Here is a 14,703-nt window from a genome sequence, read left to right on the forward strand (position 1 = left end):
CCTATTTGGTAGTGCCAGTTTGCTCAGAAGGTGATGTGCTGTGTCCACAGCACTCGAAGAGATCGCAGGCCAGTGGCCCGTACTCGCGTCACCAGCAAGAACCGCAACAGTCCACCGACCGGCACAGCCGTAGCGTGCGTGCGGTCGAACATTAAACATCTTGTCGCTCAACGTGTTCTGTCCACGCTGTCGTTACACCGACCAGGTTCCGGGAGGGACCATGCCACAAGTACCGATCACAGAAGCACTGCCCGAGACCGCGGTGAGAGCGCCGAAGGCTGTTGGGTTCGTTCGTACCGATATATCCGGACTGGATGCGCCGCGCCATGCCGTCGAGGTGCAACGGCATGCGGACGCGCTCGGCTATCGATACCTCTATACCGTGCGGCCGCCGGTGGATTCCGGTGATCCGATCGCTTACATGCTCGGTCTGGCGGCGGCCCTCTCCGCCGATGTGATCGTTACGTACGACCTCGGGCACATCGACAGTCGGCCCGCGCTGGTCTGCGACGAGGGGCTCGATCTCGAGATCGTGTGCCCGAAACAGGCTTGGACACGGTCGACAAGGCCCGCTCCGGCCGCCGGATCTGAGGCGGCGTAATGCACAACGACGCCATCGTCAGGCCGCCCCGCATCTGCCGTTCGGCGGAAGTTGTTCTGGCACACGAGCAGATGCAACGCCATAGGGGTTGCCGAATCGAGTGGTGCGCGTGGAAACGGGCCGCGTACTTCACGCTGGTGCATTACGGCCGCATGACGCCGCAGGAGCGCGGCCCCCGCGAGCGTGCGCGGGTACGCGGCATCCCTATCCCCGTCGGCGAAATCGGTCCTGCGTCTACCGACGATGCACCGGACTTGCCGACACTTCAACAGGTTCTCGACGGACTCGCGAGACTGGCACTGCCGACGTATCCGGACACGGACGGCGCGGGGTGAGATGCGTTGGGCGCGTGGCAAGTAACCCAAAGCATCCTCGCCATCGTCGGAGGCGGAGTTTTCGCGGCGCTCGGCTTGGGTTGCGTCTGGCCGATCTGCCAACCACACCACCCGGCCCGCGACCGGCAGTCCGAAACACCTCGCCGTTCGCGGCCGGTCGAGTGGCCGAAGGCATGGACCTGCGGCCAGCCGTCCGCACCACTCTCCCTCTCCGCTGCACACGAAGCCATGCGCCTGCACCGCGATCACGCCTGCCCCCGCAAACGGGCCGCGTTCTGCGCGCTGGTCACGGCCGGACGCATCAGCCCGGATTCCTCACGCCGCCACCGACTTTGGGAGGACCGATGACATCATTCCCTTTCCACTTTCAAGTCCGGCAACTCATCGCTCGAGCCACCAGCGCCGGCTACTGCCTGGTACGCGCCCCGTCTCCGCCCCACAACTGGACGCTACTCGACGCCGAAGACGGTGAACTCGTCTTCTCGTCGCCTTATCTCGATCAGATCCGGCAGTGGCTCGACACGTGAGCCGCTCGGCTCCTGGCAGGATCGTGCGCCCTGATCAAGCCTGCTCTGCGCGCGCCCGTGCGGATTCGATGTGGTTGATGTTGGATTCGATCCACTCGCGGAGGGCCGCTATGGGGGTGCGCAGGCTGTGACCCAAGGGGGTGAGGGTGTATTCGACCTTTGGGGGGATGGTGGGGTGGACGGTGCGGGTGAGGAAACCGTCGGACTCCAGGTCTCGGAGAGTTTGGGTGAGCATTTTCTGGGAGATGCCGTCGATGCGGCGCTGGAGGTCGGTGTAGCGGAGAGTGCCTTCGGCGAGGGCGTCGACGATGAGCACCGTCCACTTGCCCGCGATGCGGTCGAGTACGCGGCGGGTGGGGCAGCGGGCGGAATAGATGTCGGCGGGTAGGCCCGACGATTCGACGTAGGTACGCACCCGAAGCAGTGTAGCGCACTTCGAGGTGCCTTCTTCTGAAAAGAAGGTCACTCTCTAATAGTTAGTTATATGGAGACACAGCCGCTTTCGGTTCCCGAAGCCATTCGCACACGTCGCACGGTTCGCCACTATCGGCCCGATCCCGTCGACCCCGCCGTCCTGGAGGAGGTGCTGGAACTGGCCGTGCAGGCGCCCAGCGCCTGGAACATGCAGGATCGCTCGATCGTCGTGGTGACCAGTGCGGCCGGTCGAGAACGGTTGTCGCAGGCCGCCTTCGGCCAACCGCAGCCGCGAGAAGCGCCGGTGGCATTGGTTTTCGTGGCCGACGCCACGGCGTGGGAGGCGCCCAACACCGACATCGCCGCGACGGCCGAACGCAACGGCGCCTGGAATTCCGAGTTCACCGCCCTGTTCGACAGCCGCGCCGAATATCACGACCTGCGTGACCGCGGTCTACTCCGCGAGAACGCGGTGAAGAACGCCATGATCGCCGCCACCTACACCATGCTCGCCGCCGCCTCGCTCGGCCTGGCATCCGCCCCGATGAACGGCTGGAATCCCGACCTGGTCAAACGCGCGATCGGCATCGAGGACCGGGACCACCTGGCCATCGCGGTCATCGTGACGATCGGCTATGCCGCCACCGACCCGAAACACCCCGGCCGCAGAGACCGGGACCGGATCGTCTTCACCGAGCGCTATTCGTAGGCGTTCGAAGGGGCGGGGCGGGTTGGTACCTGGGTGATGCGGGCGTCGGTGGCGATGCCGATTTGGCCGAGGGTGAACGGGTTCATGCAGTCGCGCCGCGGGGAGGTGAAGATCGGGTCCATGGCGGGGTCGGTGTGGCCGGTGACGGACTTGAAGTACGGGCCGAAGGGCTGTCCACCGGAGATGCTTACGCCGAAACAGTCGACCTCCAGGATGTAGGTCCCGTCGCCGCCACAATGGGCCGTCGCACCGCTCCACGACCGATCCAGCGTGCAATTCTCCGGCTCCGCCATCGCCGGCCCCGCCGCGACCGTCCCCATGGTCGCCGCAGCCGCTATGAACACCGCCGCACCGATAGTCCGCCACTTCATGGTTGCCATTCAGGTCTCCGTATCTGTGGCCGAACGGAGTAGTCCGGCGCCTCACCTTACCGTTCGGAATTATGCCTGTGTGGTGATCGGTCGCCGGGGTCAGGCGGCGGTGAGTACCAACCCCGAGGTCGGTACGCCTGTGCCTGCGGTGACGGCGATATTTTGTAGTCTCTCCACCTGGTTCACCGAGCTTCCGCGGATTTGGCGGACGGCTTCGGCGATGCCGTTCATGCCGTGGATGTAGGCCTCGCCCAGTTGGCCGCCGTGGGTGTTGAGGGGGAGGCGGCCGCCGAGTTCGATGGCGCCGTCGGCGATGAAATCCTTTGCCTCGCCGCGGGGGCAGAAGCCGAGTTCCTCGAGTTGCATGAGGACGAAGGGGGTGAAGTGGTCGTAGAGGATGGCGGCTTGCATGTCTTCGGGGCGTAGGCCGCTCTGGGACCAGAGTTGGTCGCCGACCAAGCCCATTTCGGGCAGGCCCGTCATGGCGTCGCGGTAATAGCTGGTCATGACGTATTGGTCCGCGCCGGAACCCTGTGCGGCAGCGGCGATTACGGCGGCGGGCTGCGGCAGGTCGCGGGCCCGCTCGACGCTGGTGACCACGATCGCCACGCCGCCGTCGGTCTCCTGGCAGCAGTCCAGCAGGTGCAGCGGCTCGGCGATCCAACGCGAATTCTGGTGCTCCTCCAGGGTGATCGGCTTGCCGTAGAAATGCGCTGCCGGATTCACCGCGGCGTGCTTGCGGTCGGCCACCGCGATGGTGCCGAAATCCGCACTCGTCGCGCCGTATACGTGCATGTACCGGCGGGCGACCATGGCGACCTGCGCGGCCGGGGTACCCAGGCCCTGCGGATACGACCACGCGGCGTCGACACCCGAAGACGTTGCGGCCGAGGCCAAGTGGGTGGCGAACTGCCCGAATCGGTGACCCGAGCGCTCGTTGAAGGCGCGGTAGGCGACGACCACGTCGGCCACTCCGGTCGCCACGGCCATGGCCGCCTGCTGCACGGTGGCGCACGCCGCCCCGCCGCCGAACGGAATGTTGCTGAAGAACTTCAGGTTCGGGATGCCCGCCGCCCGGGCCACCGCGGCCTGGGTGTTGGTGTCCATCGTGAAGGTGGTCAGGCCGTCCACGTCCGCGGGCTTCAACCCGGCGTCGTGCAGGGCGGCCGTGACCGCCTCCGCCGCCAGCCGCAGTTCGCTGCGCCCGGACTCCTTGGAGAAGTCGGTCGCGCCGATGCCGACGATGGCGGCTTTCCCGCTGAGTGAATTGCTCACGCCTGCTCCTGTGTGTCGCGGGACGCCGTCTCCCACACCGCGATAACGGCTTTCGCCGTGATGTGATCGCCGAGGCTGTCCCGGCCGACCACCTCGATGTGGATCTCGTCGCCCTCGACCGCGGTCACGGTGCCGGTGAGGGTGAGGGTGTCGCCCGCGTAGAGCGGCACACCCAGCCGCAGCGCGAGGGATTTCACGAGCGCCCCCGGCCCGGCCCAGTCGGTGACGAACCGCTGCACCAGTCCGGTATCGGTGAGAATGTTGACGAAGATGTCCTTGGAGCCACGCTCGACGGCCTTGTCCCGATCGTGGTGCACGTCCTGGAAATCCCTGGTGGCCAGGGCCGTACTGATCACGAACGTGGGGTCGGCGTGAATGCTCAGCTCGGGCAGCGTGGTTCCGACCTGCACGGTCCCCGGATCCAGCGTCGCGGTCATTCGCTCACCTTCCAGTACGGCACGGTGTTGTCCTCGTCGAGTTGCTCGAATGCCACCTCGACCGGCTGCCCGACCCGCACCGCGTCGGGGGCGACGCCGCGCAGCTCGCCGAGCACCCGCACGCCCTCCTCGAGTTCGACCAGCGCCACCACGTAAGGCAGTTGGCGCCCAGGGACTTTCGGCGCGTGATGCACGACGTAGCTGAACACCGTGCCACGGCCCGAAGCGACCACATAGTCCGGCGGCGCGTCCTTGTCCGCCCACAGCGCGGGCACGGGCGGATGGCGCAGCGTGCCGTCGGGCAGTCGCTGTATCCGCAGCTCGCCGACTTTCGCTCCCGCCCAGAAAAATTCGGTGTCCTGAGAGACGGTCGGCCTGGACCGCTTGCTCAAATCCTCTTGCGGCTCAGCGGGTTTCGCCGTACCGGGCGCGAACTTCAACATCCGGAACGCCATCTCGGTGACCGGCTCCTCGCCGACATACCAGGTCAGGATGTAGGTCGCGAACCAGCCCTCACCGAGCGCGGTGCGTTTGGGTCCCACCAGATCTCGCAGCCGGGTCCGGGCCTGCACCCGTTCGCCGACCGTCAGATACCGGTGGTAGGTCTGCTCACAGTTGGTGGCGACCACAGAGGTGTACCCGGCGGCGTCGAGCAGATCGTTGACCGCGTTCATCGGGTCGTCGGCCGGGCGCGCGCCGTGCAACCCGGGCATCGTCCACACCTGCGCCATGGCGGGAGGGGCGACGATGCCCGGATGACCGGCGGCCTTGGCGGCGGCCTCGTCGACGTAGATCGGGTTGGCGTCGCCGATCGCCTCGACCCAGTTGTTGATCATGGGCTGGTTGACCGGGTCGCGCGCCACCCGCGGCGCGCACTCCCCCGCCTGCATGATCCGTTCCCCGGCGGCGACGATCTCGTCCGCTGTCACGGTTTCCGGCACTGGAAACTCCTATCTCGGTACGCGCGGCAGGTTCAGCCCGGCGGTGGCGATGAGTTCGCGCATGACCTCGTTGACGCCGCCGCCGAAGGTCACCACCAGGTTCTGCTTGGTGCGGCGGTCCAGCCAGGCCAGCAGCTCGCCGGTGGCGTCGTCGGCCGGATCGCCGTAGCGCCCGACGATCTCCTCCGCCAGCCGCCCGGCCTCCTGCAGCGATTCGGTCGAGTAGACCTTGGTTGCGGAGGCGTCCGCGATCACCCCGGCCGGATCGTCGGCCGCATGGTCGGCGTTGGCGGCGACCTGCCAGTTCAGCAGTTCGTTGAGCCGGACCATGGCGTGCATGCGGCCCAGCGACCGCCGCACGTCCGGCTCACCGAGCACACCCTGGCGCTGCGCCCAATCGTGCGCCCGGTCGTAGAGCTGCTCGATCTTGCCGGACGGCCCGAGGCTGACCCGCTCGTGGTTGAGCTGGGTGGTGATCAGCTTCCAGCCGCGGTTCTCCTCGCCGACGAGCATGTCGGCCGGGACCCGCACGTTGTCGAAGTAGGTGGCGTTGGTGTGGTGCGCGCCGTCGCAGGTGATGATCGGCGTCCACGAGTAGCCCGGATCCTTGGTATCCACGATCAGGATCGTGATACCGCGATGCCGCGACTCCACCGATCCGGTCCGGCAGGCCAGCCACACGTAGTCGGCCTCGTGCGCGCCGGTGGTGAAGATCTTCTGCCCGTTGACGATCCAGTCGCCGCTCGCGTCGCGCACCGCGCTGGTGCGCAGGCTGGCCAGGTCGGTGCCGGCCTCCGGCTCGGAGTAGCCGATCGCGAAATGCACGTCGCCGGAAAGGATCGCGGGCAGGAACTTCTTCTTCTGTTCCGCGGTGCCGAACTGCTGCAGGGTCGGGCCGACCGTCATCAGCGTGACCAGCGGCAGCGGCACGTCCGCGCGGGCCGCCTCGTTGTAGAAGATCTGCTGTTCGACGGGGCCGAAACCCTGGCCGCCGAACTCTTTCGGCCAGCCCACGCCGAGCCGGCCGTCGCGGCCCATGCGCCGCACCACCGCCCGGTAGGCGTCGCCGTGCCGGTTCACCGACATCTCGGCCGCCTCCTCCGGCGTCACGAGATCGGCGAAGTAGGAACGTAATTCGTCACGTAGCCGGCGCTGTTCGGCCGTTAGGTCGATGAACATCTGGCTCCCAATCGATCCAGCCGGAACGACGCGCCGCCGAGCCAGCGGGCGATGTCCTTGGCCTGTGAGTAGTAGCGATGCAGCGGATGGGTCATATCCACCCCGATACCGCCGTGCAGGTGGTGACACTTCTGCATGGCCACGGGCAAATCCGAGGCGACGCAGTAGGCGAGCACGTCGAGGTCGTCATCGATGCGTGCCTGCTGTTCGGGCGTCCGATCATCCTGTGCCAGCGCCCAATTGGCGGACAGTGCGGCCGCGTGCAGCGTCCGCGAGACGACGTAGACGTCGGCGATCTGCTGCGCGACCGCCTGGAATTCGGCCAGCGGGCGGCCGAATTGACGACGGGTGCGCACGTGCTCGGCGGTGAGCGTGAGCACGCCCTTCAGCAGCCCGTCGGCGACCGAGCCGATCGATGCCAGGGCCAGCCGGTGCAGGTCGTCTAGGCCGTCGGGCAGCAGTTGCCCGGCCGGGATCTCCGCCTGATCCAGCGACACCGAGAATTCCGGCGCGCCGGTGGAGGCGGGCGTCTCGCGCACGGTGACACCCGGCGTGCCGGCGTCTACCACGGCGATACCGGAATCGGTCGGGATCAGCAGCCACCCGGCCCGATCGGCATACGGCACGGCCACCTTGCGGCCGCTGATCCGCACCACGTCACCGTCGGCCGCGGCGACCGTCACCGGCTTGACCGCGAACGGCGCGCCCGGCTCGTGCAGCGCCGCCGTGAGCACCGCGCCCTCGGCGACCGCCGGAAAGACCTTGTCCGCCAGTGCTTCCGGGGCCCGCGCCAGCAGCGGCAGCACGCCGAAGCCGAGTGTGGCCAGCGCCGGCACCTGCACGGCGTCGGTCGCCAGCTCGGTCAGCATGGCCGAGACCTCCGGCAGTCCCATCCCGTCGCCGCCGTAGCGTTCCGGTAGGGCGACCGCCAGCAGACCGCTGTCGACAATTTTCGGCCACAATTCGATATCGCGGGCGTCGGTATGTTCCAGCAAACTTACGACAACCTCGGCGACAGCGTCCTGGCTCTCATCCCTGTTGAAGTCCAATGCAATGCTCCCGTGTGAGGTGTGGACTTAGCCGTGCGATTCGCGCGGGAGCCCGAGAATTCGTTCCCCGGCCACGGTCAGCAGGATCTGCTCGGTACCTCCCGCGATCGACAAACAGCGCGTCAACAGGAATTCTTTCACCACATCGGATTCCTGAGCACCCGCCACTCCCGCGAGTTCGACGGCAAATTCCGCGACCGCCTGACGATGGCGGACACCGACCAGTTTGCGCACGCTGCTCTGCGGACCGGGATCGATTCCGGCCAGTATTCGCTGCGCGGCCCTGGTTTCCAGCAACAATCCAGCGACCGATTCGGAGACGAGCGCCCCGAGGCGGTCGGCGATCAATTCCGCGCCCGGCCCGGCGCTCGGCGCGGTGGCGATCAACCGCTCCAGCTCCGCGCCGATTCCGCTGCCGCCCATGGCGACTCGTTCGGCGGACAGGGTGGAGCGGGCGATCTTCCAGCCCGCGCCCAGCTCGCCGACCAGGCAGTCGTCGGGGACGAATACATCGTCGAGGAAGACCTCGGAGAACTTCGCCTCGCCCGTGATCTGCACCAGCGGCCGGATATCGATCCCCGGGCTGCTCATGTCGACCAGGAAGTAGCTGATCCCGCGATGCTTGGGCACGCTCGCATCGGTGCGGGCCAGGCAGATCGCCCAGTTGGCCACGTTCGCCAGCGAGGTCCAGACCTTCTGCCCCTGCAGCTTCCAGCCACCCTCGACCCGAGTCGCGGTGGTGCGCAACGCCGCCAGGTCCGATCCGGCCTCGGGCTCGCTGAACAGCTGGCACCAGATCACCTCGCCGCGCTGCGTCGGATGCACGAAGCGCTCGATCTGTTCCGGGGTGCCGTGCTGGAGCAGCGTCGGCACCGCCCAGTTGCCGATCTGGATGTCCGGCACCGTGATTCCGGCCCGCACCTGCTCGTCGATCAGGGTGCGCAGAATCGGCCCGGCCCCGCGGCCGTACGGCGGCGGCCAGTGCGGCGCCAGTAAACCGGTGTCCACCAACGCGTCTCGCTGTTGCTCGGCGGGCAGGGCGCCGATGCGCGCCAGCTCCGCGGCCAGCTCGGCGGCTCCGGCCGCGTCCAGTCCCAGCGCGTCCCAGGCCGCGCTCTCGGTCGCGGCGTCCTCGCCGAAGCCGAGATCCAGACCCACCGTGCGCCGTCGGCCGGCACGCACCAGCTCGGTCACCCGGGCCCGCCAGACCGCGCCGCCGCCGAGCAGCTGGCGCAGCGCCACCGCCCGGCGCAGGTACAGATGTGCGTCGTGCTCCCAGGTGAACCCGATGCCGCCGAGCACCTGGATGCAGTCCTTGGCCGTCTCCACCGCCGCGTCGAGGGCTATCGACATCGCGATCGCGGCGGCCAGCGGCAGTTCGTCGCTGCGGTTGTCCACGGCAGCGGCGGCGTCGGCGGCGACCGCGCGAATCTGCTCGGCGCGGCACAACATCCACGCACAGAGGTGTTTGACGGCCTGGAATTCACCGATCTTCCGGCCGAACTGCTCGCGCACCTTGGCGTACTCGGTCGCCGTCTCCAGGCACCAGCCGGCGATTCCCGCCAGCTCCGCGGCCACCAGCGCGGCGACGAGATCGCTTACCGCGTAAGGGGTTTCGAAGACGCGATCGGCGGCGACCCGCACGTTCGCGCCGTGCACCCGCGCCAGCGGGGTGCTCGCATCCAGCGGCGGCAGGTCCTCGACGCGCAACCCTGCGGCTCCCGCCTCGACGAGGCACCACAGTCGCCGCCCGCCGGAACCTTCCGCGCCCGCGTCGGCACCCGTCGCCGGAACCTCGATCGGCAGCAGCACGGCCGTATCCGCCGCGGCCCCCAGCACCGTCTCCCAGACACCGGTCAGCTCGACCTCACCGGTTCCGTTGCCGGGCACCGCAACCGGGTCACCCAGCGCGACACCGCAGGGCGTATCCTCGTCCAGCACGCCGCCGGTAACGAGGCCGGCGAGCGCGGTCGTCGACACCGGCCCGCCCACCAGATCATGCGCCGCCTGTTCGACCAACACGGCCAGGTCGCCGACGGAACCGCCGGCACCCCCGGCGTCCTCGTCGACCGCGACGCGGAAGATGCCGAGCCCGACCAGACTCGGCCAGTACGTACGCCAATATCCAGGCGTCCCGCCGCGCATTGTTGCAATCGGGCGGACGGCCGCCGCCCATCCGCGCATCGACTCCTGAACGGCTTTATGCTCGTCAGTGGTGGCGATGGTCACACTGCCTCCCGCCTCTCCGGCGTGACTCCCACACCTAGAACATGTTCTAATATCCTCGTCGGGCGGAAGTCAAGACACCGCCGGTCCACGCAGCACCGACGGCACAGGCGCGATAACGACGTTTCCAGGAAAGGACTTTCACCAATGGCCAGTCCCTCCCGAGAGCAGTCAGGCGACTCGGGGGCGCGGAACGGAACCCGCCCGCGTGCCACACCGGTGACCACGCTCAGCGAGGACGAACTCAGCTCCTCCGCCCAGCGCGAACGCCGTAAGCGGATCCTCGACGCCACCCTCGCACTGGCCTCGAAGGGCGGCTACGACGCGGTGCAGATGCGCGCGGTCGCCGAGCGCGCCGATGTCGCCGTGGGCACGCTGTACCGGTATTTCCCCTCCAAGGTGCACCTGCTGGTGTCGGCCCTGGCCCGGGAATTCGAGCAGTTCGACAACAAGCGCAAACCGCTGGCCGGGCAGACGCCGCGCGAGCGCATGCACCTGCTGCTCACCCAGGTCACTCGCGCCATGCAGCGCGATCCGCTGCTCACCGAGGCGATGACGCGCGCGTTCATGTTCGCCGACGCCTCCGCCGCCGCCGAGGTCGACCGCGTCGGCCGGGTGATGGACCGGTTCTTCGCCCGCGCGATGAACGACGACGACGAGTCCTCGGATCGCGATCTCGCCATCGCGCGAGTGATCAGCGACGTGTGGCTGTCCAATCTCGTCGCCTGGCTCACTCGCCGGGCGTCCGCGACGGACGTCACAGAACGCCTCGAGCTGACCGTTGACCTGCTGCTGAGTGGCGAATCCGGCTAGGTTTGCCCGGCGCTGCGCGTGGCAAGCCAGCTAACGTACGGCAGGAGACCGCACAATCAGGAATGCGCACGGCGAGGCGAACGTAAACGTCTCGTATCACTGCGCGAACCGGCGGGCAAACCCTACCCAGTAAAGTTTCCCGCGCCCTGAAATTTCTCCTCCGATCTATAGGTTGGATGCGTGAGCGCACAGGATCTGCCACAGGAACTTCGCCGTGCGTTGGCGGCAGTAGCCCGCATGCCACGGCTACTTGTCGCCTCGGACTACGACGGGACGATCGCGCCCATCGTGTCCGACCCGGCGAAAGCCTATCCCCATCGGGAATCGGTGAGCGCGTTACGCGCACTCGCCGGTCTGACCGCTACCACAGCGGCCGTCATCTCCGGCCGGGCACTGCGAGATCTCGCGGCGCTGTCCCGGCTCCCGGTCGAGGTGCAGCTGATCGGTAGCCACGGCTCGGAATTCGACGTCGGCTTCGTGCACGCCATCGACAACGACGCCAAACAGCTTCTGCAAGAAGTGCAGAACGCACTGGCCGGCATCGCCGCGGACAATCCGGGCGCCACGGTCGAGATCAAGCCCGCCAGTGTGGCGCTGCACGTTCGCAACGCCGCCCCCGAGGTGGGCCGGCGCGCGTTGCAGCAGGCCCGGCAGGGCCCGGCCAGCTGGGTGGGCGTCCAGGTGACCGAGGGCAAGGCGGTCATCGAACTCGCCGTCATCCAGACCGACAAGGGCGCGGCCCTCGACATCATCCGGCATCAGGAGGGCGCCTCGGCGGCGGTCTTCTTCGGTGACGACGTCACCGACGAGAAGGCGTTCGCGCGGCTGTCCGGCCCCGATCTCGGCATCAAGGTCGGCGAGGGCACCAGCCTCGCCGGATATCGCGTGGCCAGCACCGAGGAGGTGGCCAAGGCCCTGGCGTTCCTGCTCGAAGAGCGGCGCACCTGGCTGGCCGGTGCTTCGGCCCCTCGAATCGAAAGGCTGACCATGCTGGCCGGCCCCCGCGCGAAGGCCCTGGTCACGCCGGACGGGACGGTCACCTGGTTCTGCCACCCCGAACCGGATTCGGCGGCCGTGTTCGCGCACCTGCTGGGCGGGCCCGACGCAGGGCACTTCACCATCGCGCCCGAACGGCCGGGGCTGCCGCTGTCGCAGCGCTATGTCGACGGCACCATGACCGTCGAAACCCGGTGGGCCAGTCTGCAAGTCGTCGACTATCTGCCGCACGACGTGCCGCCCGAGCGCACCGACCTGACCCGGGTGATCACCGGGGACGCCCGCGCCGTCGTCACCTTCGCGCCGCGGCCGGAGTTCGGCCAGGTGCCGGTCAATCTGGACCGCACGGCCGCCGGACTGCGGGTGCACGGCACCAACGATCCGATCGTGCTGCGGTCGCCGGGCATCGAGTGGGAGATCATCGAGGAGGGCATCCACCAGACCGCGCGCGCGGTGGTGGACCCCTCGACCGGGCCGGTGGTGCTGGAAATGCGCTGTGGCACCTCCGATCTCGCGCCGGCCATGGTCAGCGAGCCGGAGCGGCGGCGCGAGGCCGAGCGGTACTGGCGGGACTGGTCCGAGGAACTGGAACTGCCGCCGCTGAAGCCCGACCTGATGAAGCGCTCGGCCCTGACCCTGCGCGGGCTGGTGCACGCGCCGTCCGGATCGATCCTGGCCGCGGCCACCACCTCGCTGCCGGAGGACATCGGCGGCGTGCGCAACTGGGACTACCGCTACTGCTGGCTGCGCGACGCCTCGATGACGGCGCACGCGCTGGTCACACTGGGGTCCATCGGCGAGGCCGAGGAATTCCTGGAGTGGGTGCACCGGGTGCTGGAGACGCTGGCCGGGCCGGAGCGCCTGCATCCGCTGTACACCCTGTACGGGGAGACGCTGCCGCCGGAGGCCGTGCTCGACGCGCTGCCCGGGTACGCGGGCTCGCGCCCGGTGCGGGTCGGTAACGCGGCCAACATGCAGGTGCAGCTGGACGTGTTCGGTCCCATCGTGGACCTGATCGCCGGACTCGCCGACGCCCGGGAACGCAAGGGCGTCATCGACCCGGCCGCGGCGCTGCCCGATCGCGACTGGGAACTGGTGCACGCCATGGTTTCCGCGGTGCAGCGGCGCTGGCGCGAACCCGACCACGGCATCTGGGAGATCCGCGGCAACCCCCGCCACCACGTGTACTCCAAGGTGATGGGCTGGCTGACCGTCGACCGGGCGCTGCGACTGGCCGAGAAGTTCCACCGCATGGTCGACCCGGCCTGGCTGGAGCTGCGCGACACCATCGCCGACGAGGTCAAGACCAAGGGCTGGAACGACGAGGTGCAGTCCTACACCGCGGCCTACGACGGCACCGATCTGGACGCGGCGACACTGCACATCGGCCTGAGCGGACTGATCGAGCCGTCGGATCCGCGGTTCGCCGCGACCGTGGTGGCGACCGAGGCGGAACTGCGCAGCGGTTCGACGGTCTACCGCTACCACCACGACGACGGGCTGCCCGGCGGCGAGGGCGGGTTCCACCTCTGCGCGGCCTGGCTGGTGGAGGCGTACCTGCTGATCGGCAAGCGTTCCGACGCCGAGGCGCTGTTCGCGCAGCTGGTGGACGTGGCCGGGCCCACGGGCCTGCTGAGCGAGGAGTACGACCCGGTGGCGGAGCGGTCGCTGGGCAATCATCCGCAGGCCTACAGTCATCTGGGTTTGCTGCGCTGCGCCCAGTTGCTGAGCCAGCCGGTGGTCGCCCTGGCGCAGTAGGGCTCGGTATTCGCAGCCGACCGAACGGCCCGCCTCATGCCGAGGCGGGCCGTTCCACGCGGGACGCTCGTGTTCGTTCTCACAGCGTCGATCCGGCAAATCGATACCTTCGGCTATGGACACGTACGCTACATTTAATGGAAATCGTTTCCGTTAAGTGCGTGTAGGAGTACCCCCGCGTGACCAGAAGTTTCGCCGTCCGAATGGCTGCCGTCGCGATGGGGGTCGCGGCCGCGGCCGGCCTCACCGCCTGCGGTAATTCGAGCAACGATTCCGACAAGCTCACCGTCGTGGCTTCCACCGACGTCTGGGGCAGCATCGCCGCCGCGATCGCCGGGCCCGACGTCGAGGTCAAGTCCATCATCGACAGCCCGACCGAGGACCCGCACGAATACCAGACCTCGCCCACCGACGCCGCCGACATCCGCGACGCCGCGCTGGTGATCGTCAACGGCGGCGACTACGACGAGTTCGCCGAGAAGGCCGCGGAAGGCCGCGGCAAACCGACGATCAACGCCTTCGAGCTGAAGTCCGGGACCGACGAGAACGAACACGTCTGGTACGACGTGAACACCGTCGACGCCGTGGCCGCGAAGATCGCCTCCGAACTGGGCGCGGCCGACCAGGAGCACGCGCAGGCCTACACCGAACGCGCCGAGGCCTTCCGCGGCAAGCTGAAGGAGATCAGCGCCGTCACCGCGAAGATCGCGACCGAGCACCCGAAGTCCCCGGTGTTGCAGACCGAGCCGCTGGCGCATTACCTGCTGCAGGCCGCCGGCGCCGACGACCGCACCCCGCACGCCTTCGAGGAGGCCGTCGAGCAGGGCACCGACCCGGCGCCCGCCGACGTGGCCGCCGTGCGGGACCTGTTGACCGCCAAGCAGGTCCGGGCCCTGCTCTACAACGTGCAGACCGAGGACAAGACCACCAAGGACATCGCCGCGACCGCGAAGGCCGCCGGGGTGCCGGTGGTGGAGGTGACCGAAACCCTGCCCGCGGGCACCGACTACGTGCAGTGGCAGACGGCGAACGCGCAGGCGCTGGCCAAGGCGCTGGGCTGACGACGGGAGTT

General features: G+C 68.3%; 15 protein-coding genes. 7 read left to right on the top strand and 8 right to left on the bottom strand.

All coding sequences use genetic code 11. From position 1 onward, the window contains the following. Positions 1–160 precede the first annotated feature (160 nt). The 3 genes from ACFMRZ_RS19990 to ACFMRZ_RS20000 all read left to right on the top strand — a co-directional run bounded on the left by ACFMRZ_RS19990 (position 161) and on the right by ACFMRZ_RS20000 (position 1,463). Positions 161–601: a hypothetical protein gene (locus tag ACFMRZ_RS19990; protein WP_400180315.1), complete on the top strand. Its 441-nt coding sequence runs from the start codon at positions 161–163 to the stop codon at positions 599–601. Next, the gene (locus ACFMRZ_RS19995) at positions 601–936 is read left to right on the top strand and encodes a hypothetical protein (protein ID WP_400180316.1); all 336 of its coding nucleotides are present in this window, start codon (positions 601–603) and stop codon (positions 934–936) included. Before ACFMRZ_RS19990 ends, ACFMRZ_RS19995 begins: the two co-directional genes overlap by 1 nt. A 344-nt stretch (positions 937–1,280) precedes the next feature. After that, a complete protein-coding gene (locus tag ACFMRZ_RS20000; protein WP_400180317.1) occupies positions 1,281–1,463 on the top strand; it encodes a hypothetical protein in 183 nt (60 codons plus the stop codon). Positions 1,464–1,497: 34 nt separating this feature from the next. Here ACFMRZ_RS20000 and ACFMRZ_RS20005 read toward each other — a convergent pair whose 3' ends face one another. After that, the gene (locus tag ACFMRZ_RS20005; protein ID WP_280366354.1) at positions 1,498–1,878 is read right to left on the bottom strand and encodes a helix-turn-helix domain-containing protein; all 381 of its coding nucleotides are present in this window, start codon (positions 1,876–1,878) and stop codon (positions 1,498–1,500) included. Positions 1,879–1,947: 69 nt separating this feature from the next. Between ACFMRZ_RS20005 and ACFMRZ_RS20010 the strand changes: the two genes are divergently transcribed. After that, positions 1,948–2,586 (top strand): nitroreductase family protein, encoded by a 639-nt coding sequence (locus ACFMRZ_RS20010; protein ID WP_400180318.1) that lies wholly within the window; start codon positions 1,948–1,950, stop codon positions 2,584–2,586. Here ACFMRZ_RS20010 and ACFMRZ_RS20015 read toward each other — a convergent pair. The 7 genes from ACFMRZ_RS20015 to ACFMRZ_RS20045 all read right to left on the bottom strand — a co-directional run bounded on the left by ACFMRZ_RS20015 (position 2,577) and on the right by ACFMRZ_RS20045 (position 10,067). Beyond that, positions 2,577–2,966 carry a hypothetical protein gene (locus ACFMRZ_RS20015; protein WP_400180319.1) on the bottom strand — a complete coding sequence of 130 codons (390 nt, stop codon included), beginning with the start codon at positions 2,964–2,966 and terminating at the stop codon, positions 2,577–2,579. The two genes, ACFMRZ_RS20010 and ACFMRZ_RS20015, sit on opposite strands and share 10 nt — an antisense overlap. 90 nt (positions 2,967–3,056) lie before the next feature. Further along, the gene (locus ACFMRZ_RS20020; protein WP_400180320.1) at positions 3,057–4,232 is read right to left on the bottom strand and encodes a lipid-transfer protein; all 1,176 of its coding nucleotides are present in this window, start codon (positions 4,230–4,232) and stop codon (positions 3,057–3,059) included. Next, positions 4,229–4,669 (bottom strand): MaoC family dehydratase, encoded by a 441-nt coding sequence (locus ACFMRZ_RS20025; RefSeq protein ID WP_400180321.1) that lies wholly within the window; start codon positions 4,667–4,669, stop codon positions 4,229–4,231. Before ACFMRZ_RS20025 ends, ACFMRZ_RS20020 begins: the two co-directional genes overlap by 4 nt. Beyond that, positions 4,666–5,598, bottom strand: a complete 933-nt coding sequence (locus ACFMRZ_RS20030) for a bifunctional MaoC family dehydratase N-terminal/OB-fold nucleic acid binding domain-containing protein (protein WP_400182917.1) — start codon at positions 5,596–5,598, stop codon at positions 4,666–4,668. Before ACFMRZ_RS20030 ends, ACFMRZ_RS20025 begins: the two co-directional genes overlap by 4 nt. A 21-nt stretch (positions 5,599–5,619) precedes the next feature. After that, the gene (locus tag ACFMRZ_RS20035; protein WP_400180322.1) at positions 5,620–6,789 is read right to left on the bottom strand and encodes an acyl-CoA dehydrogenase family protein; all 1,170 of its coding nucleotides are present in this window, start codon (positions 6,787–6,789) and stop codon (positions 5,620–5,622) included. Beyond that, complete coding sequence (locus tag ACFMRZ_RS20040) at positions 6,774–7,838, bottom strand: acyl-CoA dehydrogenase family protein (RefSeq protein ID WP_280366344.1); 1,065 nt, start codon at positions 7,836–7,838, stop codon at positions 6,774–6,776. The genes ACFMRZ_RS20035 and ACFMRZ_RS20040 overlap by 16 nt, the downstream gene beginning before the upstream one ends. A 27-nt stretch (positions 7,839–7,865) precedes the next feature. Further along, entirely contained in the window at positions 7,866–10,067 is a 2,202-nt protein-coding gene (locus ACFMRZ_RS20045) for an acyl-CoA dehydrogenase (protein WP_400180323.1), read from the bottom strand. A gap of 144 nt (positions 10,068–10,211) precedes the next feature. Between ACFMRZ_RS20045 and kstR the strand changes: the two genes are divergently transcribed. The 3 genes from kstR to ACFMRZ_RS20060 all read left to right on the top strand — a co-directional run bounded on the left by kstR (position 10,212) and on the right by ACFMRZ_RS20060 (position 14,692). After that, complete coding sequence (gene kstR, locus ACFMRZ_RS20050) at positions 10,212–10,877, top strand: cholesterol catabolism transcriptional regulator KstR (RefSeq protein ID WP_280270949.1); 666 nt, start codon at positions 10,212–10,214, stop codon at positions 10,875–10,877. 180 nt (positions 10,878–11,057) lie between these two features. Further along, on the top strand, positions 11,058–13,631 hold the full coding sequence (gene otsB, locus ACFMRZ_RS20055) for a trehalose-phosphatase (protein ID WP_280270948.1): 2,574 nt from the start codon (positions 11,058–11,060) through the stop codon (positions 13,629–13,631). Between the two features lie 203 nt (positions 13,632–13,834). After that, positions 13,835–14,692: a metal ABC transporter solute-binding protein, Zn/Mn family gene (locus ACFMRZ_RS20060; RefSeq protein ID WP_280366379.1), complete on the top strand. Its 858-nt coding sequence runs from the start codon at positions 13,835–13,837 to the stop codon at positions 14,690–14,692. Positions 14,693–14,703: the final 11 nt, after the last annotated feature.

This window comes from Nocardia sp. N2S4-5 (genome assembly GCF_044628355.1).
Taxonomy (GTDB): domain Bacteria; phylum Actinomycetota; class Actinomycetes; order Mycobacteriales; family Mycobacteriaceae; genus Nocardia; species Nocardia wallacei_B.